Genomic DNA, 20,481 nt, shown 5'->3' with positions numbered 1-20,481 from the left:
CTTCAGCAAGGTCAGGCGGCTATTGTCACACAGTTACGCGCATGGCTATAGCCGCCCGGCGGCTACTGCCAGGCGTCGACTGTCGGCTTGCCGCCGTCGCTCCCGTTGTGTAACGGCCCATCGAACCCACTGAATTTTGGGCAGCCATTACGACCGCTGCTGTCAAAGCGCTTAATGTAAGGGTCGGTTTCCAAGCCAACGTTTTTTCGTGCCATAAGCGACCCACAGAAGGTCATATTGGGGCTGTTTTCGATTTCCATATCCAGCTCATCACCGCTATAAAACCAACCTTTATATATTTTATCAATATCGTCAAAATAAATATCCATCTCGTCATCGGACATGATAAGCACGTTCCTAAGTCCCTGACTGGACATGGCATCAAACTCCAGCTTACCACCGGCAACAATAACGGTGTTGCTCAAATCAAGACCAATAGGATTGTTGTTCTCGCCGTCATCTTCGCCTTTTTCATCTCCTCCTTCAGCATCAAACACAACATCACCAGTAACAATGATATTTGACACCCCACCAGTGGCACTAAGATGAGCCGCCCCTTTTACCGTCAAATCTCCGTCAATAAATATCGTCGAATCTATTACCGTCAAAGAAGATTCAACAGTTACATCTTTATCAAAGTAGACAACTGAACGATAAATATATGCTTCAGCAACTACTAAATTTTTCTCACAAAACCGCTCAACATCAATAGCATAGCGAACACTGCAATTGGAATTTTTTTCAGAGTAACCGCCAAATCTACTTTTCTCTAACCTATTAAAGTAATTTTTAAAATTAAATTTAGGCACTTTTACATATTCGGTCGAAAACCCTGACTCTTCTATTTCTTCATTTTCGCGCTCTTCTTCAGAATCTTTAAACTCAACATCAAAATCATCCTCTTCGTCTTCTTCGCTTTCTTCTTCGTCTTCTTCTTCGTCCTCTTCATCATTGTCGTTGCTGCGAATTATGCCATAGAACGGTATATTTTTTTCCTCTGCTTCAACTTCAGCCTCTTCATCCGACAGTATGCCATAGTCGTTGAACTTGTCGGCAATTTCATCGGCAGATGATGTTGCAGAAGTAAAAGAGACCAAAGCGACACTTTGACTAATTACTTTTTCATTTTTTCCGCTATTGCCTACAACCGCACCAAATGCTACCCAGTGGTTACTGTTTGCTATAGCAAGAGGGAAATAAAAACATCTATCTTTATCTTCGCCTTCTTTGGCACAATCACCGTATTTTTTACCTTGCAATCTTTTATCATCGGCATCAACGTCGGCGTAGTCCAGCATTTTTACATCTTCGACAGCGCTGTCTTGAGTCAGATCAAGAATATCTAGATTATTCTTTCCTGCGCTTTCCTTGTATTCACGAACCTTCTTCACAGCTAGAGAAGCCGCCTGCTCGGCATTCATCTGCGCCTGGGCGGAGGCGCGGTAGTTGCCGGCCAGGCGCTCGTCGATTAGCGAGCTCTGCATTCCGGAAACGCCGACGATCATAGCGCCGGTTAAAAACGCCAGTACGATAACGAGGGCAGCACCTTGTTGTTTATTTCTCATGGTGCGTCACAACCTCCCCTATTGGGTTTAAATTTTCCGCTACCGTTGTAACACCTATCGTTATACATTCTTGTGCCGTCTTTATAGAAACCCTCATTATCAGGATCAGGAGATTTGCCATCGCCATCGTCGTCAAGGTACGCATTCAGCACCGGCTGGCGTTTGGCTACCCGGAATTTGATAGCCTTACCGCCTTTTTCCAGCGGCAGGGAAATCCTGACGACGTTCTGGCTAAAGTCAGGAGGATTTTCCAGCGCGCAGCTCTCGGGCGATAGTTCGGCGCTTTTCAGCGGACGCTGAAACGTAAGCAGCGGCTGGCCTTGTCTGGCGTCATCACTCAATGTGCATTCACACTGGTCGTCCTTGTCCTTATTTATCTGGCACTTCAATTTGTATTCGCCATCACCGCTGCGGATGCTTTCGCTCAGGGTGTGGGCGGCAAAAATCACCGCTTCCTGCTTACGGCTCAGCTCGTCCACCTTGTTGAAGGTTTGCAGGGTGGTGAGAAACAGCGAGCCGGCGCCCAGCACCACCAGGCTGCCGATGAGCAGCGCCACCATCAGCTCAACGAGGGTAAAACCGGCCTGGCGGGATGCGGGCATCATCAGTCTTCCTCTGGTTGCTCGGGCAGGCGCACGGTATACGTTACGGTGCCGTAGCCGTCGTCGTCTCCGGCGTTATCCAGCGTTACTGTAATCGTATAGGTGCAGCCTTCTGGCTTGATATCCATCGCTATGGCACTACGCAAAGGATTGGATGGCTTATCGCGTTGCCAGTCATTTTTCCAGTCGGGCTCTATCTCGCTGTGGAGCTCTTTGCAGTTTCCCGCCCCCTTTTCAAGCTGTTCCCACAGCCGTTCCTGAGCATCCACGGCGGCCAGCGTGGCGAGCGAGTGCTGATAGCTGCGGGTGGCGCTGTGCAGGGCGTTGAGCTGCATGGCGGCCGCGCCCATCAACCCCAGTGAGAGCACAACCAGCGCCACCAGCGCCTCAATCAGGGTAAAACCACGTTGGCGAATCATCGCGCCTCCCTGCGAACGCTGCCCGTTACGTTAACAAGGCGCTTCTCGTCATTCACGCCGCTGATATCTTCAGGCGGAGAGAACACCAGCCGGCAGCCGTCCGGGGTTATTGTCGGGCAGTCATCGATATTGGCAGTGCCCAGCGGCTCAAAAACCAGCGAAAAATTTTTGCTCGGCTTGCTCAGGTACTTCAGCTGGCCCGCACGGATAAGTTCATTACTGCCCTGCCAAGCGAGCCGATAGCACCACGAGGCGTAGCCGTAGCGCTCTTTTTCTTCATTCGTGACATCCGTGAGGCTCGTTTCGCCATCGCGGCAGCCCTCCGGGCGGCGTTCGGCCCGGTTTACCGCCGGCGGCATAAACTCGACCTCAACGTTGCGATGCAGCCGGATAGCATCGCTGCGCGCCAGCGCCAGCGCCGAAACGGCGGCGTTAGCGTCGGCATTCAGCCGCTGTCGCGCCAACAAGGTAGACCACGCCGGCGCCACCAGCGCTGCCAGAATGGCCGCTATCGCCAGGGTTACCAATAGTTCGACCAGCGTAAAGCCGCGCATCCTCCGCATTTACCAGCAGCCTTCGGGGAGTTGCGCGCCGCTGTCTTTCAGGGTAAGTGTTTCACAGCCGTCTTTGGCGCGTTTGCCGCCTTCAGCCACGATCTTGTAGGCGCCGCTGCCAAGGTCCAGGCGAAACCTAAACCCGTCGGTATACAGCTCGCTTGTGGCGTCATCCCTCTTGTCTTTGGCCGCTTCGCAGTCTTTATAGCTGTAGTTTTTGGTATAGCAGCGCTCAAGCTTTCCGGCGATCTCCAGCATAACGGCCTGGGCATCGGCGCGCTGGCTACGCTCGACGTATTGGGTATAGGCGGGGTAGGCGATGGCCGCCAGTATGCCGAGGATAACCACGACAACCAGCAGCTCAATCAGGGTGAAGCCGCGCTGGCGGCCGAACGGGCGATCCGCACGCAGCAAGAGGAAAGGGTAAGGCACGGCAAAAACTCCTTGCGGTCGGCGGTCGGCTCCTACGTTTTGAGTATGTCACAAACCGTTACGCGTTGCTTTAGCCTTGGCCATCAGCCCTTGGCAATCACGTCTTCGCGAAGCTCCCGCGGCATGGAAAACGTGATGTCTTCTTGTTGTCCGGCCAGCTCTTCGGGCAGGCTTGCACCCAGCGCGCGCAGCCGCTCGATGACGCCGCGGACCAGCACTTCCGGGGCACTGGCGCCGGCGGTCACGCCCACCTTGCCGATGCCGTCAAGCCAGCCGGCGTCAACCTGTTCGGCGTTATCAATCAGGTAGGCCGGCGCCCCCATGCGCTCGGCAAGCTCGCGCAGGCGGTTGGAGTTGGAGCTGTTGGGGCTGCCCACCACCAGCACCAGGTCACTCTCATCGGCCAGCTCGCGCACGGCATCCTGACGGTTTTGCGTGGCGTAGCAGATGTCGTTTTTGCGCGGCCCTTGAATGTCGGGAAAGCGCTCGCGCAGCGCATCAATAACCCGGGCGGTATCGTCCATGGACAGCGTGGTCTGGGTGACAAAGGCCAGCTTTTGCGGATTTTTGACCTCCAGATTTGCCACGTCGGCTTCGTCTTCCACCAGGTAGATGCGCCCGCCGTGGCTGGTGTCGTAGCGGCCCATGGTGCCTTCCACTTCGGGGTGGCCGTGGTGGCCGATCAAAATGCACTCGTGGCCGCGCTTGGCGTAGCGCAGCACTTCCATGTGGACCTTGGTGACCAGCGGGCAGGTGGCGTCGAAGACTTTCAGCCCCCGGCGCTCGGCGTCTTCCTGCACCGCGCGGGAGACCCCGTGAGCGGAAAAAATCACGATCACATCGTCAGGCACCTCGTCGAGCTCTTCGACGAACACCGCGCCGCGCTCGCGCAGGGTATCCACCACAAAGCGGTTGTGCACGACTTCGTGACGCACGTAGATGGGCGGGCCGAACACGTCCAGCGCGCGGTTGACGATGTCAATGGCACGATCCACGCCGGCGCAAAAGCCGCGCGGGTTGGCCAGCTTGATGGCTACCGGCTGCGCCTCTGCCGCGCCGGTCTGGGCAGGATGAATCTGCACGGAATCAGTTTGCATGGTCTCGCCTTGATGCCTGTGCATCGTTAATGGGTGACGGCGGGCGTTACCGTGATGACTTCCACCTCGAAGGTCAAGGTATGCCCGGCCAGCGGGTGGTTGAAGTCCACCTCAACGCGCTCGCCGTCGATCTGTTTGACCACGCCGGGCAGCTCGGTGCCTGCCTTGTCGGCAAACGACATGACCATACCGGGCTCAGGCACCTCCTCGCCGAAGTCTTCGCGCTTGAGAAACTGGATATTGTGCTCGTTGTGCTGGCCAAAGCCGTGCTCTGGCGCAATGCTAAAGCGCTCGTGGGCGCCGGGCGCAAGGCCCTTGAGCGGATGCTCAAACCCCGGCGGCAGGTTGCCATCGCCGAATTCGAAAGTGGCCGGCGCTTTGTCCTTGGTGGAATCCACCACGGTGCCGTCCTCAAGCTTCAGGGTGAAGTGCAGGGTAATTTCCATGCCTTCACCAATCACGTGATTGGCGGTTTCAGAGCGGGTGCTATCGGTCATGACTGCCTCGCATGCTTGGCGCGCCGCCGCTCGCCGACGATGGATTCCCAGATCAGGCCGAAGGCCCCAAGGGTAATGCCGATGTCGGCGACGTTGAACGCCGGGTAATACCAGCCGGCGGCGTGAAACGAAAGAAAATCCACCACGTAGCCGTACACCACGCGGTCGTAAAGGTTGCCCAGCGCCCCGCCGATAATCAGCGCCAACGCTGCGGCCAGGCGCTTTTCGTCCGCCTTCAGGCGGGTCAGCCACACGCCCAGCCCCGCGCAGGCCGCAACCGCAATGCCGGCAAACAGCCAGCGCTGCCAGCCCGGGTGGTCGGCTAAAAAGCTGAACGCCGCGCCGGTGTTGTGCAAAAGCGTGAGGTTGAAAAACGCCGTCACCTCTACCGGCTGAGCGTAGCCCAGAAAATGGCTGGCGGCGTACTTGGTCGCCAGATCCAGCCCCGCCACGGCCAGCGCCAGCCACAGCCAGCGCAGGGGGCGCTGCATCGGCTGAATGGGCGCCTGGCCGGCCCGCGGACTCTGCGTGGTCTGCGGATCAGGCATAGCGGCGCGTCTCGCCTTCGCCCTCGGGCAGGTTGGCAATGCAGCGCCCGCAGAGGTCGGCGTGTTCGGCGTGCCGGCCCACGTCCGGGCGGTGGTGCCAGCAGCGCTCGCACTTGGCGTGTTCGCTTGCGCTGACCGCGACTTTCAGCCCGTCAAGCTCGGTGGCTTCGGCGTCGCCGGCATCAATCAGCGGAGCCAGATGCACTTCGCTGGTGAGCATCACAAAGCGCAGCTCGTTGCCCAGCCGCTCAAGCGTGGCCTTGAGCGCGTCGTCTACGTACAGCGTCACCTCGGCGGCGAGGCTGCCCTTGATCACCTTGGCGTTGCGCGCGTCTTCCAGGCACTTGTTCACCGCGTTTTTGACCTCAAGCAGCTGCGCCCAGAACGCGCGGCCCATCTCGGCGTCTTCAGCAAGCGTGGAAAGGCCGGCGTAATACTCTTCCAGCAGCACGCTGTCGCCGCGCTTGCCGGGGATGTGCTCAAAGATTTCCTCGGCGGTGAACGACAGAATCGGCGCGACCCAGCGCGCAAGCGCCTCGACCACGTGGTACAGCGCGGTTTGCGCGCTGCGCCGGGCGAGCGAGTCGGTCTGGGTGGTGTACTGGCGGTCCTTGATCACGTCGAGGTAAAAGCCGCCCAGCTCGCCGGCGCAGAAGTTGTGCACCTGCTGGTAGACGTCAAGAAAGCGATATTCGTCATAGGCCGTCTCGATACGCGCCTGCAGCTGGGCGGCGCGGTCGATCACCCAGCGGTCCAGCGCCAGCATGTCGTCAAAGGCCACGGCGTCCTTCGCCGGGTCAAAGCCGGTGAGGTTGGCAAGCAGAAAGCGCGAGGTGTTGCGAATGCGGCGATAAACGTCGGCGGTGCGCTTGAGGATCTCGTCGGAGACCGCCATTTCACCGGAGTAGTCGGTAGACGCCACCCACAGGCGCAGAATATCCGCGCCCAGCTTGTCCATCACCTGCTGGGGGGCGACCACGTTGCCCGTGGACTTGGACATCTTGCGGCCCTTGGCATCCACGGTGAAGCCGTGGGTCAGAAGCTCGCGGTACGGCGGCCGGCCGTCGATGGCGCAGCCGGTGAGCAGCGACGAATGGAACCAGCCGCGGTGCTGGTCCGAGCCTTCCAGATACAGATCCGCCCGGGGGCCGGTCTCATGGCCGTGGGGGTGCGAGCCGCGCAGCACGTGGCGGTGGGTGGTGCCGGAGTCAAACCACACGTCCAGGGTATCGGTGACCTTTTCGTAATCCTCAGCTTCGGCGCCCAGAAGCTCCGCCGGCTCAAGGTTGAACCAGGCGTCGATGCCGCCCTGCTCGACCCGCCGGGCAGCTTCTTCGATCAGCCCTACGGTGCGCGGGTGCAGCTCGCCGGTCTGCCGGTGCAAAAACAGCGGCAGCGGCACGCCCCAGTTGCGCTGGCGGGAGATGCACCAGTCCGGGCGGTTGGCGATCATGGCGTGCAGCCGCGCCTGGCCCCAGCCCGGAGTGAATGCCGTGGCGTCCACGCCTTCCAGCGCCCGCTCGCGCAGGGTCTTGCCGTCCTTGCCGGCCAGATCCATGCCCACAAACCACTGGGCGGTGGCGCGGTAGATCACCGGCGTCTTGTGCCGCCAGCAGTGCATGTAGCTGTGGGTAATGGGGATGTGGGCCAGCAGCGCGCCTTCGTCGCGCAGCTTTTCCACGATGTGGGGATTGGCCTTCCAGATCATCTGGCCGCCGAAGTAGCCCAGATCATCCGCGTACACGCCGTTGCCCTGCACGGGGTTGAGCATGTCGTCAAAGCTCATGCCGTAGTCGCGGCAGGTGTTGAAGTCGTCCACCCCGTAGGACGGCGCCGAGTGGACGATGCCGGTGCTGCCCACTTCGCACTCAACGTAGTCGGCCAGATACACCGGCGACGAGCGCGCGTAGAGCGGATGACGAAAGCGGATCAGCTCCAGCGCCTTGCCCTGGGCGGTGGCGACCACGCTGCCCGCAAGGCCAAAGCGCTCCAGGCAGCTGTCTACCAGCTCCTCGGCGACCATCAAAAGGCGCTCGCCCACGTCCACCAGCGCATAGGTGAAGTCCGGATGCACGTTGAGCGCCTGGTTGGCGGGAATGGTCCAGGGCGTGGTGGTCCAGATGGCCACGGCGGCGGGCTTGGCAAGCTCGCTTAAGCCGAACGCCGCCGCCAGCTTGGCGGCGTCTTCAACGGGGAAGGCCACGTCGATGGCGTCGGATTTCTTGTCAGCGTATTCGACCTCGGCCTCGGCCAGCGCCGAGCCGCAGTCAAAGCACCAGTTGACGGGTTTTAAGCCCTTGAACACGTAGCCGGCCTCGACCATGGCGCCCAGCGCGCGGATCTCGCCGGCTTCGTTGGCGTAGTCCATGGAGCGGTAGGGGTTGTCCCAGTCGCCGACCACGCCCAGGCGGACAAACTCCGCTCGCTGGGTTTCAATCTGGGAGGCCGCATACTCGCGGCACAGCGTACGCGCGTGTGCAGGCGCGAGCTGCTTGCCGTGGGTGGTTTCCACCTTGTGCTCGATGGGCAGGCCGTGGCAGTCCCAGCCCGGCACGTAGGGCGCATCAAAACCGGCCAGGTTTTTCGACTTGACGATAATGTCTTTCAAAATCTTGTTGACGGCGTGGCCGATATGGATGCTGCCGTTGGCGTAGGGAGGGCCGTCGTGGAGCACAAACAGCGGCTTGCCCGCGCGCGCATCGCGCAGACGCTGGTAGATGCCCAGGTCCTGCCACTGCGACACGCGCCCCGGCTCGCGCTTGGGCAGCATGCCGCGCATGGGAAAATCGGTTTCAGGCAGGTTCAGCGTGTGCTTATAGTCCATAGTCCGGTCAGCCGTCGTTAGCGTCGGCGGCATTACCCGCCGAGGAAGAATCAAGGGAAAAAGGATCGGACAGCGCAGCCTGCCCCTCAAGCGGCGCCGACGCCAGCGGTAGCGCGCTGTCTGTGTTCAGAGAGGTCGCGGCCAGATAACGCCGCGCAGCGGCCTGGTCCCGGGCAATCTGGTTTTTCAGCGCCTGGAAATCGGCAAACTTGACCTCGCCGCGCAGCCGCGCACAGGGGATCACCGTCATCCGCCGGCCGTACAGATCGCCGTCAAAATCAAACAGGTGCACTTCCAGCGTGGGCCGCTTGGTGCCGCCCACCGTGGGGCGAAAGCCGACGTTGGCCACGCCTGCATAGCGCGCGCCGTCTTCGCGCTCGGCTACCACGGCAAACACCCCGCGCAGGGCCAGCGGGCGCGGCAAAAGCGGCAGGTTGGCCGTAGGCGCGCCGATGGTACGGCCCAGCTGCTGGTCGCGCACCACCCGGCCGTCCAGGCTGTAGGGGCGGCCCAGCAGCCGAGCGGCGGCGCAAAAGTTGCCGCTGGCAAGCAGCGTGCGCACCCGGGTGCTGGAGACGCGCTGGTTTTCTATCTCAAAGCTGCGGGTGTGCTCAACGCCAAAGCCGCACTCCCGGCCGACGCTTTCCAGCAGCGCAAAATCGCCCTGGCGGTCGCAGCCAAAACGAAAATCGTCACCCACCACCAGGTGCTTTACGCCAAGGCCGGCAAGCAGCACCCTATCGATAAACTCGCGCCCGGTCAGGCTGCGCAGGGCCTCGTTGAACGGCAGGCACAGCACCTGGTCCACGCCCTGGCGACGCAGCAGGCGGACTTTCTCACGCAGCCGGGTCAGGCGCGGCGGGGCCTGGTCGCCGGCGAAAAACTCCCGGGGCTGGGGCTCAAACACGACGACGGCAAGCGGCGCGCCAAGCCGTGCGGCGTGCTCGCGACACTGCTGCAAAATCGCCTGATGGCCGCGGTGCACGCCGTCAAAATTGCCGATGGTTGCCACGCAACCCCGATGGGACGCCGTTATATTGTGCAAACCTCGTAGGACGCGCATGCCACTCAAGCCTTTGATGATTTATCGCGACGTGAAACCGTCGATTATACCCCACCGCACGCTGCGTTCCAGCGTTTGGCCGGCGCTAGCCGTGCATCCGCAAATGCCGAAAACGCAGGCCCAGCAGCGTAAGCCAGGCAAAATATACCCCCATGCCAGCGGCAACCAGCAGCGCCACCCAGGCCGCCCGCCAGGTAAGCCCGGCATCAAACCAGGCCGGCACCCCGGGCACCAGCAAGCCAAGCACTGCGACCATCAGCGTACAGCCGCCCAGCAGCTGCACGGCAAAGCGCCCCCAGCCGGGCTGAAACACCAGCACACCGCAGCGGCGCAGCAAAAACGCCAGCAGGCCCGCGTTCAAAAAGGCCGACAGCGCCGTGGCCAGCGCCAGCCCGGCATGGGCCAGCGGCCAGATCAGCACAAGGTTAAACGCCATGTTGGCCACCATGGCCACAATACCTACTTTTACCGGCGTTTTGGTGTCCTGACGGGCAAAAAAGCCCGGAGCCAGCACCTTGATCAGCATGAACGCCGGCAGGCCCAGCGCATAGGCGCGCAGGCTCACCGCGGCCATGTGGATGTCCTGATCGGTCATCGCGCCGTAGTGGAAAAGCGTAATCAGCAGCGGCTCGGCCAGCACCGCCAGCGCCAGCGCCGCCGGCAGGCCCAGCAGCAGCACCATGCGCACGGCCCAGTCGAGCATCGCGGAAAAGTGCGCGGCTGACTGTTCGGCATGGCGACGAGACAGCGCCGGTAGAATCACCGTACCAATGGCAACGCCGAACACGCCCAGCGGCAGCTCCACCAGGCGATCCGAATAGTACAGCCACGACACGCTGCCGGCGGCCAAAAGCGAGGCCAGCACGGTATCCAGCAGCAGGTTGATCTGAGACACCGACACGCCGAACAGCGCCGGCGCCATCAGGCGCAGAATACGCCTGACGCCGGCATGGGCAAAGTTCGGCCAGGGCACCGGCAAAAGCCCCAGCCGCGCCAGAAACGGCACCTGAAACGCCAGCTGCGCCGCCCCGGCGATCAGCACGCCCCAGGCCAGGCTCATAGCCGGCACGTCCATCAGCGGAGTGAGCAACAGCGCCGCGCCAATCAGCGACAGGTTAAGCAGCACCGGGGTAAACGCCGGCACGGCAAAACGGCCCCATGTATTGAGCACGCTGCCGGCGAACGCTGTCAGCGAAATCAGCAGCAGGTAGGGAAACGTCAGCTGCAGCATGTCCGCCGTCAGCGCAAGCTTTTCGGGGTCGCGGCCAAAGCCCGGGGCAAAGATCCACGCCAGCCAGGGCGCGGCCAGCATGGCCAGCGCCGTCAACAGCGCCAGCACCGCGCCCAGGCTGCCGGCGGTGGCGTTTAACAGCTCACGCACCTCTTCCCGGGTGCGCCGGGCGGAATATTCCGACAGCACCGGCACAAACGCCTGGTTAAACGCCCCTTCGGCGAACAGGCGGCGCAAAAAATTGGGAATCTTGAAGGCGACGAAAAACGCATCCGCCCCGCTGCCGGCGCCCAGCAGCGCGGCGATCACTACGTCGCGCAAAAGCCCCATGACCCGCGACAGCATCGTCATGGTACTGACCACCAGCCCCGAGCCCATTAGCCCTTTGCGCGAAGGGGCGGCGTTAGCCGAGGTATCTGTGCTCATGGCATGCCTTTTGGCTTGGCGTTTTGCCGGTCGAAGGGATGGCTGTTTCAGGCACAAAAAAACCGGCCGCAGCCGGTTTTTTCGCAGGCGTCTGCCGGCTTACGCTGCCAGCGCCTTGATGCGCTTGTTCAGGCGGCTTTTCAGGCGCGCGGCCTTTTTCTTGGACAGCACGTCCTTGTCGGCAATGCGGTCGATCACCGGCTGCGCCTGCTGGAACGCCTCCATGGACTTGGCGTGATCGCCGGTTTCAACGGCCTTGAGCACACGCTTGACGTAGGTACGCACCATGCTGCGCTGGCTGGATTTCAGGGCACGACGCTGTTCGGCCTGACGGGCGCGCTTACGGGCTTGCTTGGTGTTCGCCACAGGGTATCTCCTTGGAGAATAGAGTTGCTCAAAATAGAGCTGTTAAAAAAATAAAGCTGTTAAAAAATGGAGCTGTTGAAATTAGGGCTGTTGGAAAAATAGCGCTGCCAAAGCACAGCGCTGCCGCTCACCAACAGCGTAACAGGTCGACGCTTGGCCGCCTGCTATACGGGCATGTCTGAGAGGATGGCGTAGTCTAGCACGCACTTTTCACACTGACCAGCGCCCGCCGGCGGGGCTTGTCCTGGGCTGGCGGGTCGGGTTAACCGCCGGCCTTCATCTGCGCATCCAGCGCATTGAACTGCTGGGTCAGATAAGAGCTGGTCTGGTTCATCTCGGCGATCATCCCGTCCAGCTGGCTGAACTGGGAGCGATAGCGCGAGATGGTACGGTCTACCGACTGTTCCATGCGCTCGTAGCGGTTGCCCAGCGAGTCCACCCGGCTTTCGGCGCCGCTGATAGCGCCCTGTACTGCGCCGTTGTCGCCCAGCATCTGACCTACCGAGCCGCCAAGCCGGGTGGCAAATCCTTCAGCGCCGTCGGTACCGGAGAAAAAGTCGGCCAGCGCCTGCTGGTTGTTGGCAATAACGTCGTCGAGCTTGTCGCTTTCAACCGAGAGCGTGCCGTCCTTGTCCAGCGCTATGCCGATATCGCTGAGCAAAGAGAAGTCACCGCCGGACTGCCCGGCGCCGCCGACCAGCCCTCGCAGGCGGGATTCCACCATGCGCACGGTGCTGTCGCCGTTGAGCTCGCCGGCCTGGCCGGTTTCGGCGTTGAACGAAGTCAGGCTGGCGGTGGTTTCCTTGAGGCTGTTGTAGGCCTTTACAAAACCGTTTACAGCCTCGCGCACGGCCAGAGTATCCTGCTCAATGGTTACCGTAGTTTCGCCGGTCTCTTTGAGGTTGAGCGTAACGCCCTGGATGGCATCTTCAACCTGGTTGTTGGGGCTGGTGATGCTGATGCCGTTGACATTCAGCTTGGCGTCGGTGCCGGCCTGCAGCGTGCCGCCATCCTCGACCGGGTTGCTATCGGCCGTTAGCCCGCTCAGGGTAAAGTTGGTGATGGAGGCGTCCGCGCCGGCTTCCCGCGAGCTTAGCGCCAAACGATAGCCGGTACCGTCGTTAATGACGGAAGCATCAACGCCGGCGTCTTCGTTGGCGTTGATGGCGTCGCGAATATCTTCAAGCGAGCTTCCCGCAGCGATTTTCATCGTCGTATCGTTGGCGCTCTTGCCAAAGCTCAGCGACAGCGTTTCCTCGGCGTTACCGGTCAACGGCGTCTCGACGCTATCAACGCTCTTGGAAGCCAGCGTGCCGCGCGAGGCAAGCGTCTCGACGTTGATCCGGTAGCTGCCGGGCATGGCTTCCTTGCCCGCCGCCGCGCCTGCGGAATCGCCGCTGACGCTGGCAGAGAGGCTGGAGTAAAGCTCGCTTTCTCCAAGCGTTTCGGCGGCGTCTTGCAGCTTGGAAAGCGCGCCTTCAAGCTTGCCAAAGGCCGATATTTTGGCGTCCTGGTTGGCGATTTGGCGCTCGACGGGCTTGAGTTTTTCGCGCTCTGCGTCCTTGAGCTGATCCAAAAGGCCGTTAAGGTCGAGGCCCGAGCCAATGCCTAGCGATGAAATCGTACCCATAGTTCAAGCCTTCCTTTTTGCGGCGCGGTGAAGCACCGCGCGCAACATGTTTGCTGTCTTGCGCCGCGCGCCTCTGCCCGTTATGGCCGCCCCGCTTGAATCAGCAGGATGCTTGTGCGTGTTCATTACCCAGGCTTGCGGCGCCTGATGGCTGTCTAGGGTAGTACATCGGCACGGGACTGGAAAACTTGACGCTGCCGGCCCGCTTTATTGTTTTATTTTGTAACCGCCGGAAATCCGCGCGCTTTCTTCGGCGCGGCCGTCCAGATCTACGCCATCAGCTGTGAAATAACTATACCCAAAAGGGCTAACTTCTTAAAAAATCACCGAACGGGCGCGTTCCATGCCGCTTATCGTTCGCTTTTCTAACATATCTTATTGGCTCCCCGGCTGCTAACATCAGGAACGTTTCTACACCCCTCCCGATGTCCGACCGTAAGGAAAAACGTCGTCATGTCTCAGCCGTTTTCGCTTCTGCGCCAGCCGCGTCTATCGCGCCGCTGGCTTTTTCTGTTGCTTGTGCCTTTGCTGCTCACCAGCCTGCCCGCTCAGGCCATCAGCGGCGAGCTTGACCTGACCGGCTCAGGCATCGGGCTGTTGGCCGTCGCTATCTTCGTGCTTGCCTATCTGCTGGTCATTGCCGAAGAAAAAATCCATATGCGCAAGTCAAAGCCGGTGCTGGTGGCGGCGGGCATCATCTGGGGGCTGATCGGCTGGGTCTACGTGCAAAACGGCATGTCCGCCGAGTCAGAGAGCGCCTTTCGCGAGACGCTGCTGGAATTTACCGAGCTGATGCTGTTTTTGCTGGTGGCGATGACCTACATCAACGCCATGGAAGAGCGGCGCGTTTTCGATACCCTGCGCTCGTGGATGCTGCGCAAGGGCTTTAACTATCGCTCGCTGTTCTGGCTGACCGGCGGGCTGGCCTTTGTGCTCTCGCCCATTGCCGACAACCTGACCACCGCACTGCTGATGTGCGCGGTGGTCACCAAGGTCGCGGAAAACGACAAGCGCTTTATCAACCTGGCGTGCATCAACATTGTAGTGGCCGCCAACGCCGGCGGTGCGTTCAGCCCGTTTGGCGATATCACCACGCTGATGGTGTGGCAGGCAGGGCTGGTGGAATTCCAGCAGTTTTTTATTCTGTTTGTGCCGTCGCTGGTCAACTTTTTGGTGCCGGCGATCATCATGAGCCTGTTTATCAAGCGCGAAAAGCCCGGCAGCGTCTACGAAGACGTATGGCTCAAGCGCGGGGCCCGGCGCATCGTGCTGCTGTTTTTGTTGACCATTACCACCGCGGTGCTGTGCCATACGCTGCTGCATCTGCCGCCGGTGCTGGGCATGATGACAGGCCTTGGCTATCTGCAGTTTTTCGGCTATTACCTGCGCCGCAGCCTGCCGCGCTCGCTTGAGCGCAAGCGCGAGCGCTACAGCCGCCGGGGCGACAACAAAAAACTGACCCAGCTGGGCAGCGTGGTGCCGTTTGACGTGTTCAGCCGGGTCGCCCGGGCCGAGTGGGATACGCTGCTGTTTTTCTACGGCGTGGTGATGTGCGTCGGCGGGCTTGGCTTTATGGGCTATCTGGGCCTGCTGTCAGAAACCCTCTACGGCGGCTGGAGCGCCACCTGGGCCAACATCACGCTGGGTGCGGTGTCATCGCTGGTGGATAACATTCCGGTCATGTTTGCCGTGCTGACCATGGAGCCGGATATGTCCCAGGGCCACTGGCTGCTGATCACCCTGACCGCAGGCGTCGGTGGCAGCCTGCTGTCCATCGGCTCGGCGGCGGGTGTGGCCGTTATGGGCCAGGCGCGCGGGGCCTACACTTTCATGGGCCATCTGCGCTGGATGCCGGTTATTCTGCTGGGCTACATCGCCAGTATCGCGGTGCACATGTGGCTCAACGCCGGCAGCTTTGCCGGCGCCTGAAGCGCAAAGCCGGTCAGCCGGGCAGGCTGACCGGCCCGACACGTTCCACCACCCGCTGCCAGGCGACTTCAGCGTCAATGCGCTGCAAAAACGCATCAATGGCCGGATAATCGCCCAGCGCATGCGTCAGCGCCAGGGCCTGCAGCGGGAAACTCATCTGGATATCCGCCCCGCTGGGCCAGCCCGGCGCAAACGCACCGTGGCGTGCCAGGTGCGCTTCGATCATCGCCAGGTGCTGTTTGATCTGCGGCGTCAGAAAGCGCTGATTGACGGCCTTGTCGATGCCCTTGGCCACGGGCCGCACCGGCCACGGCGACTGCTTGGGCAGCTGGCCAAAGACCAGCTGCATGACCAGCAGCGGCATCAGTGAGCCCTCCGCGTAGTGCAGCCAGTAACGATAGTTCACCCAGCCGGCGGCATCGTCCGCTTCCGGCTGGCAGCGGCCCTCGCCGTAGCGCGCCAGCAGGTACTCGATAATCGCGCCGGATTCGGCCACGGTTTGCTCGCCGTCGGTGATCACCGGCGACTTGCCCAGCGGATGCACCCGTTTGAGCGCCTCGGGCGCCAGGCCGTCGGCCGTACGCCGATATTCCACCAGCGCGTAGTCCAGCTGCAGGGTTTCCAGCAGCCACACAATGCGGTGGGAGCGGGATTTTTCCAGATGGTGCAGTTGAATCATCGTACAGCTCCGGTTGACGGCCCGGCGGAATGCCCGGCCTCAGGCGCGCGTCAGCCGCTGAATGCGCTGAAATCGTCCGCCGGGTGAAAACGTCAGGCGAAAAACGCCGTGTACACCGTCGCGGCGGACCACACGGCGCAGCGCATCGGCAGGGAACACCACTCGCCGGCCGTCCAGGCTGCGGGTGCGCACGTTGGCAAAGCCGCCGTGGTAATACCCCAAGCATTCCTCATAGGTCAGATGAACCACCACGTCAATGCTTGGCATGTCAACGGCTACCGTGCTCGGGTGTCATCTACGCTACGGGCGCTGCGGTGATATCACGCCATTCACGGCGCAGCGGCCACTGCAGCAGCCATTCGGGCAGCGCTTCCGGGGGCATGGGCCGGGCAATGCCGTATCCCTGCGCCAGCATGCAGCCAAGCGACATCAGCGCCCGGGCGTGGTCCAGCGTTTCCACGCCTTCTGCCATCATGGGGTGGCAAAAACGGTTGGCCATGTAAATAACGCTTTCTACAATCGCCATGTCGTCAGGATCAACCAGCATATCGCGCACAAAGCTTTGATCCACTTTGATCAGGTTGACCGGCAGCTTTCGCAGATGGGTCAGCGAGGAAAACCCGGTGCCGAAGTCGTCCACGGCGAAGCTCACACCCAGCGCTCGGCAGCGGGCCATGGTATCCAGCGCCGTTTGAATGTCGTGCAGGGCAGCGCTTTCCAGCACTTCCAGCTTGAGCAGCGCAGGCGATACCTGCGGATAGCGCGCCAGCAGCTCGCCAAGCCGCTCGGTAAAGCGCTGGGTGAGCAGGTGCGTGGGGCTGATGTTGACGCTGATCGCAAGCGCTTTGTTTGCCTGATGCCAGTCGGCGAGCTGGCGCAGCGCAGCGTCAAGCACCCATTCGCCAAGATCCACTTCAAGCAGGGTGCCGTCAATGATCGGTAAAAATGCCGCCGGCGACAGCAGGCCGCGGTCAGGATGCTGCCAGCGTATCAGCGCTTCCACGCCGATCACGCGGCCGCTTTGCAGATCCACCTGGGGCTGGTAGTGCAGGCGCAGCTCGTTGTTTTCCAGCGCATCAAAAAACCGCTGGCGCTGCTCGTTACGCACCTGCAGCCAACGGTCGTGCTCTGAGTCGAATATATGAAAGCTGTCCCGGCCGCGCTGCTTGGCCCGATACATGGCCTGGTTGGCGTGGCGCAGCAGCACATCGCCCTGGGCTTTGTCCGCCGGGTATCGGGTCACACCCATGCTGGCGGACAGATACAAGCGTTTCCCTTCGACCATCAGCGGCTTGCGAATAACCGCCAGCAGCCGCTGAAAAAACGCCTCGTCGGCGTTTTGGCGCACCAGCAGAACAAACTCATCGCCGCCTACGCGGGCCAGCACGTCATCATCGCACAGCAGCTGGCCGATGCGCCGGGCGAAATCGGTCAGCAGCCCATCGCCCACTCGGCGGCTGAACGTTTCGTTGACCCGGCTGAAAAAATCGATATCCAGCGTGCAAACGGCAAGCGCCTGGCCGCTGCGGTCGGCATGCTCGATGGCGTCCTGAATGAGCCGGGTAAGCAGCTTTAAGCCGGGCAGCCCGGTAAGCGCATCGTAGTCGACATCGCAGCTGGGCGGTCGCATCTGGGAAACCAGGGACAGATCAGCCAGTACGATCACGTGTCGCACCAGCGTGCCCAGGGCATTGCGCACGCCTTTCACCGACATCACGCCCGGATAGCGCTCGCCGTCGCGGCGGCGGTAGGTCACCCGGCAGCGAGACGTGCCGTACCGGCGCACCTCGTCTTCGACCAGCGCCGCCCCGTCGCCTGCGTCCCGGGAAAACAGGAGAAAGGCGTTCGGCGTTGTGGCGTAGACGTCTTCAAGCGATAGACCGGTCAGTTCGATAAACGCAGGATTGACGTGGGTAATGCGGTTATCGGCGTCGGTGATGATCAGCGCTTCGTTTGCCTGGGCGAATACGTTTGCCGTCGCCTCGTCGCTGCTGGGGGAAGTGCTTTTCGGCTTTGTGCATTCTGGCATTGACCGGCACATGCCGCAGGCTCCTTATCTCCATCCGGCCCGGTACCCATCAGCGCGGGCAGCCGGTTCCGGAACGTTGTTGTTGGCAGGGCGATATTGCTGGCCCGTCAGTATCGTACCGGCACAAACGAAGAGGCAACGGCCATATCGCGCCCGCGACGCTTGGCCGCATACAGCGCCTGGTCGGCACGGCTTACCAGCGCCCGGCGGGTTTCTCCGGGAATGTACTCGGCCACGCCGATGCTGACGGTAATGCTGTGCTGGCCCAGAGGCCGCTGGCGCACGGCATTCAGGATGCGTTCGGCAAGCCGCCAGGCGCCGCTGCGGTCCGTTGCGTGCAGCAGCACTGCAAACTCTTCGCCGCCCCAGCGGGCAAACACGTCGCTGGCGCGCAGGCAGCCCTCGATGCGTCCGGCCAGCTGCTGGAGCACCACGTCGCCCTGGGCGTGCCCGTAGATATCGTTGATCTGTTTGAAGTGATCAATATCAAACATCAGCAGGGAAAATACGCCGCGGTCCCGGGCGCTTTCCGCTACGTAACGCGCCAGCGCATCGTCAAAGGCACGGCGGTTGTACGCGCCGGTCAAGTGATCATGCATGGCCCGGGCTTTCAGCTCGCGCTCCAGGCGCTTGCGCTCGGCAATATCATGAAACACGGAGACGTAGTGGCGCACTTGGCTGGGATCGTCGGGTACTGCGGTGATCGACTGCCAGAGCGGATAGATATCGCCGTTTTTGTTGCGATTCCAGATCTCTCCCTGCCAGTGGCCGGTATCCCGCAGGCTTTGCCATAGCTGCCGGTAAAAAGCGCGGTCATGCCGGCCGGATTTGAACAGCCGCGGTGTTTTACCGATAACTTCGTGGTCACGGTAGCCGGTGATCTCGGTAAACGCGCGGTTAGCGCGGCGAATGATCATATCGGCATCGGTAATGAAAGTGGCCTGGCCGGTATCAAACGCCGCCGCCATCAGGCGCAGCTCACGCTCCTGTTCGCGGCGCAGGGTGATGTCTTCCTTTACGGTAACGAAACTTACAACCTTGCCGGCGGCGTCTTTTACCGGGGTGATGGTCTGGGCCTCCCAGTAAAGCTCGCCGCTCTTGCGCCGGTTGAGCAGCTCACCCTGCCACACGTTGCCCGCGCGCAGCGTGGCCCACAGCGTGTCGTATACGTCATTGGGCGTCTGCCCTGACTGAATCAGCGCCGGCGTTTGCCCCAGCAGCTCATCGCGGCGGTAGCCGGTGATCTGCAAAAAACGCTGATTGACAAACTCGATATAGCCGTTGGCATCGGTAATCGCTGTGGCGGCCGGGCTCTGCTCCACGGCAATATAAAGCTGGTTAAAACGCCGGCGCAGATCGGCGACGTCTTCCCCCAAGACCTGCTGCAGAGATGGTTCCGTCATCGCTGTCACTCTCCTGTTCGTCCCAAGGCCAGACTACTCCGCCGCGCGCACGACCACCAGGTTATCGCGGTGCACCAGCGAGCGCGCTTCCACGTAGCCCAAAAGCGCCTCGATCTGGTGGCTGGGCTTTCCGGCAATACGGCGCGCCTCGTCGGCGCCGTAGTTGGCCAGGCCCTTGGCTACCAGCGCGCCCTGCTCGTCTACGCAAGCTACCATATCGCCACGGCGAAAGGTGCCCTGCACCCGGCGCACGCCGACCGCCAGCAGGCTGGAGCCGCGCTCGCGCAGCACTTTCACCGCGCCGGCGTCCAAAACGAGCGTGCCGCGCACCTTGAGCTGGCCGGCCAGCCAGCGCTTGCGCGCGGCCAGCGGCGCCTGCACCGGGCGCAAAAGCGTGCCCTGCGTCTCGCCGTCCATCAGCCGGGTGAGGATATCCGGCTCGCGGCCGCTGGCAATCACCGTCACCGCGCCGGAGCGCGCAGCCAGCCTGGCCGCGCGCACCTTGGTGCTCATGCCGCCGCGCCCAAGCGCCCCGCCGTCGCCGGCCACCGCCGCCAGCCGCGGATCGTCGGCGCGGCCTTCGGCAATTAATTTGGCGCTCGGGTCGTGGCGCGGGTCGGCGTCAAACAGCCCTTCCTGATCGGTCAGCAGCAGCAGCGCGTCGGCTTCCAGCAGGTTGGCCACCAGCGCGCCCAGGGTGTCGTTGTCGCCAAAGCGGATTTCGTCGGTGACCACGGTATCGTTTTCGTTGACCACCGGCACCACGCGCATGTCCACCAGGGTGCGCAAGGCCGATAGCGCGTTCAGGTAGCGCTTGCGGTTGGAAAGATCGTCATGGGTCAGCAGAATCTGCGCGGTGAGAATCGCGTGGCGGGCAAAGTGCAGCTCGTAGCTCTGGGTCAGGCCGTTTTGCCCCACGGCGGCGGCGGCCTGCAGTTCGTGCACTTCGCTGGGGCGCGCCTGCCAGCCCAGCCGCAGCATGCCCGCCGCCACCGCGCCGGACGACACCAGCACAACCTCCACGCCGCGCCGGTGCAGCGCGGCGATCTGATCAACCCAGCGGCCGATGGCCACGTCATCCAGCCCGCGACCGTCATTGGTCAAAAGCGCGCTGCCGATCTTCACCACCACCCGGCGCCCCCGGGAGAGCGCCTCGCGCCCGGGCTGTTCATGGCTCACAGCACCCC

At 61.7% G+C, this 20,481-nt stretch carries 19 protein-coding genes; 1 reads left to right on the top strand and 18 read right to left on the bottom strand.

The annotated features are described in order from the left end of the window. Nucleotides 1-62: 62 nt before the first annotated feature. The 13 genes from ABD654_RS08065 to fliD all read right to left on the bottom strand — a co-directional run bounded on the left by ABD654_RS08065 (nucleotide 63) and on the right by fliD (nucleotide 13,254). Nucleotides 63-1,565, bottom strand: coding sequence for a pilus assembly PilX family protein (locus ABD654_RS08065; RefSeq protein WP_344704062.1), 1,503 nt, complete (start codon nucleotides 1,563-1,565; stop codon nucleotides 63-65). Beyond that, nucleotides 1,562-2,170 (bottom strand): PilW family protein, encoded by a 609-nt coding sequence (locus tag ABD654_RS08060; RefSeq protein WP_344704060.1) that lies wholly within the window; start codon nucleotides 2,168-2,170, stop codon nucleotides 1,562-1,564. The genes ABD654_RS08065 and ABD654_RS08060 overlap by 4 nt, the downstream gene beginning before the upstream one ends. Further along, nucleotides 2,170-2,586, bottom strand: a complete 417-nt coding sequence (locus ABD654_RS08055; protein ID WP_344704058.1) for a prepilin-type N-terminal cleavage/methylation domain-containing protein — start codon at nucleotides 2,584-2,586, stop codon at nucleotides 2,170-2,172. Before ABD654_RS08055 ends, ABD654_RS08060 begins: the two co-directional genes overlap by 1 nt. Further along, on the bottom strand, nucleotides 2,583-3,149 hold the full coding sequence (locus ABD654_RS08050; RefSeq protein WP_344704056.1) for a pilus assembly FimT family protein: 567 nt from the start codon (nucleotides 3,147-3,149) through the stop codon (nucleotides 2,583-2,585). The genes ABD654_RS08055 and ABD654_RS08050 overlap by 4 nt, the downstream gene beginning before the upstream one ends. Beyond that, complete coding sequence (locus ABD654_RS08045; RefSeq protein WP_344704054.1) at nucleotides 3,150-3,572, bottom strand: type IV pilin protein; 423 nt, start codon at nucleotides 3,570-3,572, stop codon at nucleotides 3,150-3,152. An 83-nt stretch (nucleotides 3,573-3,655) separates the two neighbouring features. Further along, nucleotides 3,656-4,669 carry a 4-hydroxy-3-methylbut-2-enyl diphosphate reductase gene (ispH, locus tag ABD654_RS08040; RefSeq protein WP_344704052.1) on the bottom strand — a complete coding sequence of 338 codons (1,014 nt, stop codon included), beginning with the start codon at nucleotides 4,667-4,669 and terminating at the stop codon, nucleotides 3,656-3,658. Nucleotides 4,670-4,695: 26 nt separating this feature from the next. Further along, nucleotides 4,696-5,166: an FKBP-type peptidyl-prolyl cis-trans isomerase gene (gene fkpB / locus ABD654_RS08035; RefSeq protein WP_344704050.1), complete on the bottom strand. Its 471-nt coding sequence runs from the start codon at nucleotides 5,164-5,166 to the stop codon at nucleotides 4,696-4,698. Beyond that, the gene (gene lspA, locus ABD654_RS08030) at nucleotides 5,163-5,714 is read right to left on the bottom strand and encodes a signal peptidase II (RefSeq protein ID WP_344704048.1); all 552 of its coding nucleotides are present in this window, start codon (nucleotides 5,712-5,714) and stop codon (nucleotides 5,163-5,165) included. The genes fkpB and lspA overlap by 4 nt, the downstream gene beginning before the upstream one ends. Beyond that, entirely contained in the window at nucleotides 5,707-8,538 is a 2,832-nt protein-coding gene (ileS, locus tag ABD654_RS08025) for an isoleucine--tRNA ligase (protein ID WP_344704046.1), read from the bottom strand. Before ileS ends, lspA begins: the two co-directional genes overlap by 8 nt. 7 nt (nucleotides 8,539-8,545) lie before the next feature. After that, a complete protein-coding gene (ribF, locus tag ABD654_RS08020) occupies nucleotides 8,546-9,601 on the bottom strand; it encodes a bifunctional riboflavin kinase/FAD synthetase (protein ID WP_344704044.1) in 1,056 nt (351 codons plus the stop codon). An 85-nt stretch (nucleotides 9,602-9,686) separates the two neighbouring features. Next, nucleotides 9,687-11,258, bottom strand: coding sequence for a murein biosynthesis integral membrane protein MurJ (murJ, locus tag ABD654_RS08015; protein ID WP_344704041.1), 1,572 nt, complete (start codon nucleotides 11,256-11,258; stop codon nucleotides 9,687-9,689). Nucleotides 11,259-11,357: 99 nt separating this feature from the next. Beyond that, complete coding sequence (gene rpsT, locus ABD654_RS08010) at nucleotides 11,358-11,624, bottom strand: 30S ribosomal protein S20 (RefSeq protein WP_344704039.1); 267 nt, start codon at nucleotides 11,622-11,624, stop codon at nucleotides 11,358-11,360. A 262-nt stretch (nucleotides 11,625-11,886) separates the two neighbouring features. Next, the gene (fliD, locus tag ABD654_RS08005; RefSeq protein ID WP_344704037.1) at nucleotides 11,887-13,254 is read right to left on the bottom strand and encodes a flagellar filament capping protein FliD; all 1,368 of its coding nucleotides are present in this window, start codon (nucleotides 13,252-13,254) and stop codon (nucleotides 11,887-11,889) included. Between the two features lie 453 nt (nucleotides 13,255-13,707). Here fliD and nhaD point away from each other — a divergent pair, with 453 nt between their 5' ends. Continuing rightward, on the top strand, nucleotides 13,708-15,183 hold the full coding sequence (nhaD, locus tag ABD654_RS08000; protein WP_344704035.1) for a sodium:proton antiporter NhaD: 1,476 nt from the start codon (nucleotides 13,708-13,710) through the stop codon (nucleotides 15,181-15,183). Nucleotides 15,184-15,196: 13 nt separating this feature from the next. On the opposite strand, the gene ABD654_RS07995 is transcribed toward nhaD, so the two are convergent. From ABD654_RS07995 to proB, 5 genes are all read right to left on the bottom strand, one after another. After that, a complete protein-coding gene (locus tag ABD654_RS07995; RefSeq protein WP_344704033.1) occupies nucleotides 15,197-15,862 on the bottom strand; it encodes a glutathione S-transferase in 666 nt (221 codons plus the stop codon). Nucleotides 15,863-15,901: 39 nt separating this feature from the next. Beyond that, nucleotides 15,902-16,129 (bottom strand): DUF2835 family protein, encoded by a 228-nt coding sequence (locus ABD654_RS07990; protein WP_344704031.1) that lies wholly within the window; start codon nucleotides 16,127-16,129, stop codon nucleotides 15,902-15,904. Nucleotides 16,130-16,157: 28 nt separating this feature from the next. Beyond that, a complete protein-coding gene (locus tag ABD654_RS07985) occupies nucleotides 16,158-17,891 on the bottom strand; it encodes a putative bifunctional diguanylate cyclase/phosphodiesterase (RefSeq protein ID WP_344704029.1) in 1,734 nt (577 codons plus the stop codon). A gap of 107 nt (nucleotides 17,892-17,998) precedes the next feature. After that, the gene (locus ABD654_RS07980; RefSeq protein WP_344704027.1) at nucleotides 17,999-19,294 is read right to left on the bottom strand and encodes a sensor domain-containing diguanylate cyclase; all 1,296 of its coding nucleotides are present in this window, start codon (nucleotides 19,292-19,294) and stop codon (nucleotides 17,999-18,001) included. Nucleotides 19,295-19,327: 33 nt separating this feature from the next. Beyond that, complete coding sequence (proB, locus tag ABD654_RS07975) at nucleotides 19,328-20,473, bottom strand: glutamate 5-kinase (RefSeq protein ID WP_344704025.1); 1,146 nt, start codon at nucleotides 20,471-20,473, stop codon at nucleotides 19,328-19,330. Nucleotides 20,474-20,481: the final 8 nt, after the last annotated feature.

It is taken from the genome of Halomonas cibimaris, from assembly GCF_039537045.1.
Taxonomy (GTDB): domain Bacteria; phylum Pseudomonadota; class Gammaproteobacteria; order Pseudomonadales; family Halomonadaceae; genus Vreelandella; species Vreelandella cibimaris.
This window is presented reverse-complemented; position numbering and strand designations above follow the sequence as displayed.

Excerpts from the sequence above, each read along its gene's own strand:
- ABD654_RS08065 (WP_344704062.1), bottom strand. The coding sequence starts at position 1,565 with ATGAGAAATAAACAACAAGGTGCTGCCCTCGTTATCGTACTGGCGTTT.
- ABD654_RS08060 (WP_344704060.1), bottom strand. The coding sequence starts at position 2,170 with ATGATGCCCGCATCCCGCCAGGCCGGTTTTACCCTCGTTGAGCTGATG.
- ABD654_RS08055 (WP_344704058.1), bottom strand. The coding sequence starts at position 2,586 with ATGATTCGCCAACGTGGTTTTACCCTGATTGAGGCGCTGGTGGCGCTG.
- ABD654_RS08050 (WP_344704056.1), bottom strand. The coding sequence starts at position 3,149 with ATGCGGAGGATGCGCGGCTTTACGCTGGTCGAACTATTGGTAACCCTG.
- ispH (WP_344704052.1), bottom strand. The coding sequence starts at position 4,669 with ATGCAAACTGATTCCGTGCAGATTCATCCTGCCCAGACCGGCGCGGCA.
- fkpB (WP_344704050.1), bottom strand. The coding sequence starts at position 5,166 with ATGACCGATAGCACCCGCTCTGAAACCGCCAATCACGTGATTGGTGAA.
- lspA (WP_344704048.1), bottom strand. The coding sequence starts at position 5,714 with ATGCCTGATCCGCAGACCACGCAGAGTCCGCGGGCCGGCCAGGCGCCC.
- ileS (WP_344704046.1), bottom strand. The coding sequence starts at position 8,538 with ATGGACTATAAGCACACGCTGAACCTGCCTGAAACCGATTTTCCCATG.
- ribF (WP_344704044.1), bottom strand. The coding sequence starts at position 9,601 with ATGCGCGTCCTACGAGGTTTGCACAATATAACGGCGTCCCATCGGGGT.
- murJ (WP_344704041.1), bottom strand. The coding sequence starts at position 11,258 with ATGAGCACAGATACCTCGGCTAACGCCGCCCCTTCGCGCAAAGGGCTA.
- fliD (WP_344704037.1), bottom strand. The coding sequence starts at position 13,254 with ATGGGTACGATTTCATCGCTAGGCATTGGCTCGGGCCTCGACCTTAAC.
- nhaD (WP_344704035.1), top strand. The coding sequence starts at position 13,708 with ATGTCTCAGCCGTTTTCGCTTCTGCGCCAGCCGCGTCTATCGCGCCGC.
- ABD654_RS07995 (WP_344704033.1), bottom strand. The coding sequence starts at position 15,862 with ATGATTCAACTGCACCATCTGGAAAAATCCCGCTCCCACCGCATTGTG.
- ABD654_RS07990 (WP_344704031.1), bottom strand. The coding sequence starts at position 16,129 with ATGCCAAGCATTGACGTGGTGGTTCATCTGACCTATGAGGAATGCTTG.
- ABD654_RS07985 (WP_344704029.1), bottom strand. The coding sequence starts at position 17,891 with ATGCCAGAATGCACAAAGCCGAAAAGCACTTCCCCCAGCAGCGACGAG.
- ABD654_RS07980 (WP_344704027.1), bottom strand. The coding sequence starts at position 19,294 with ATGACGGAACCATCTCTGCAGCAGGTCTTGGGGGAAGACGTCGCCGAT.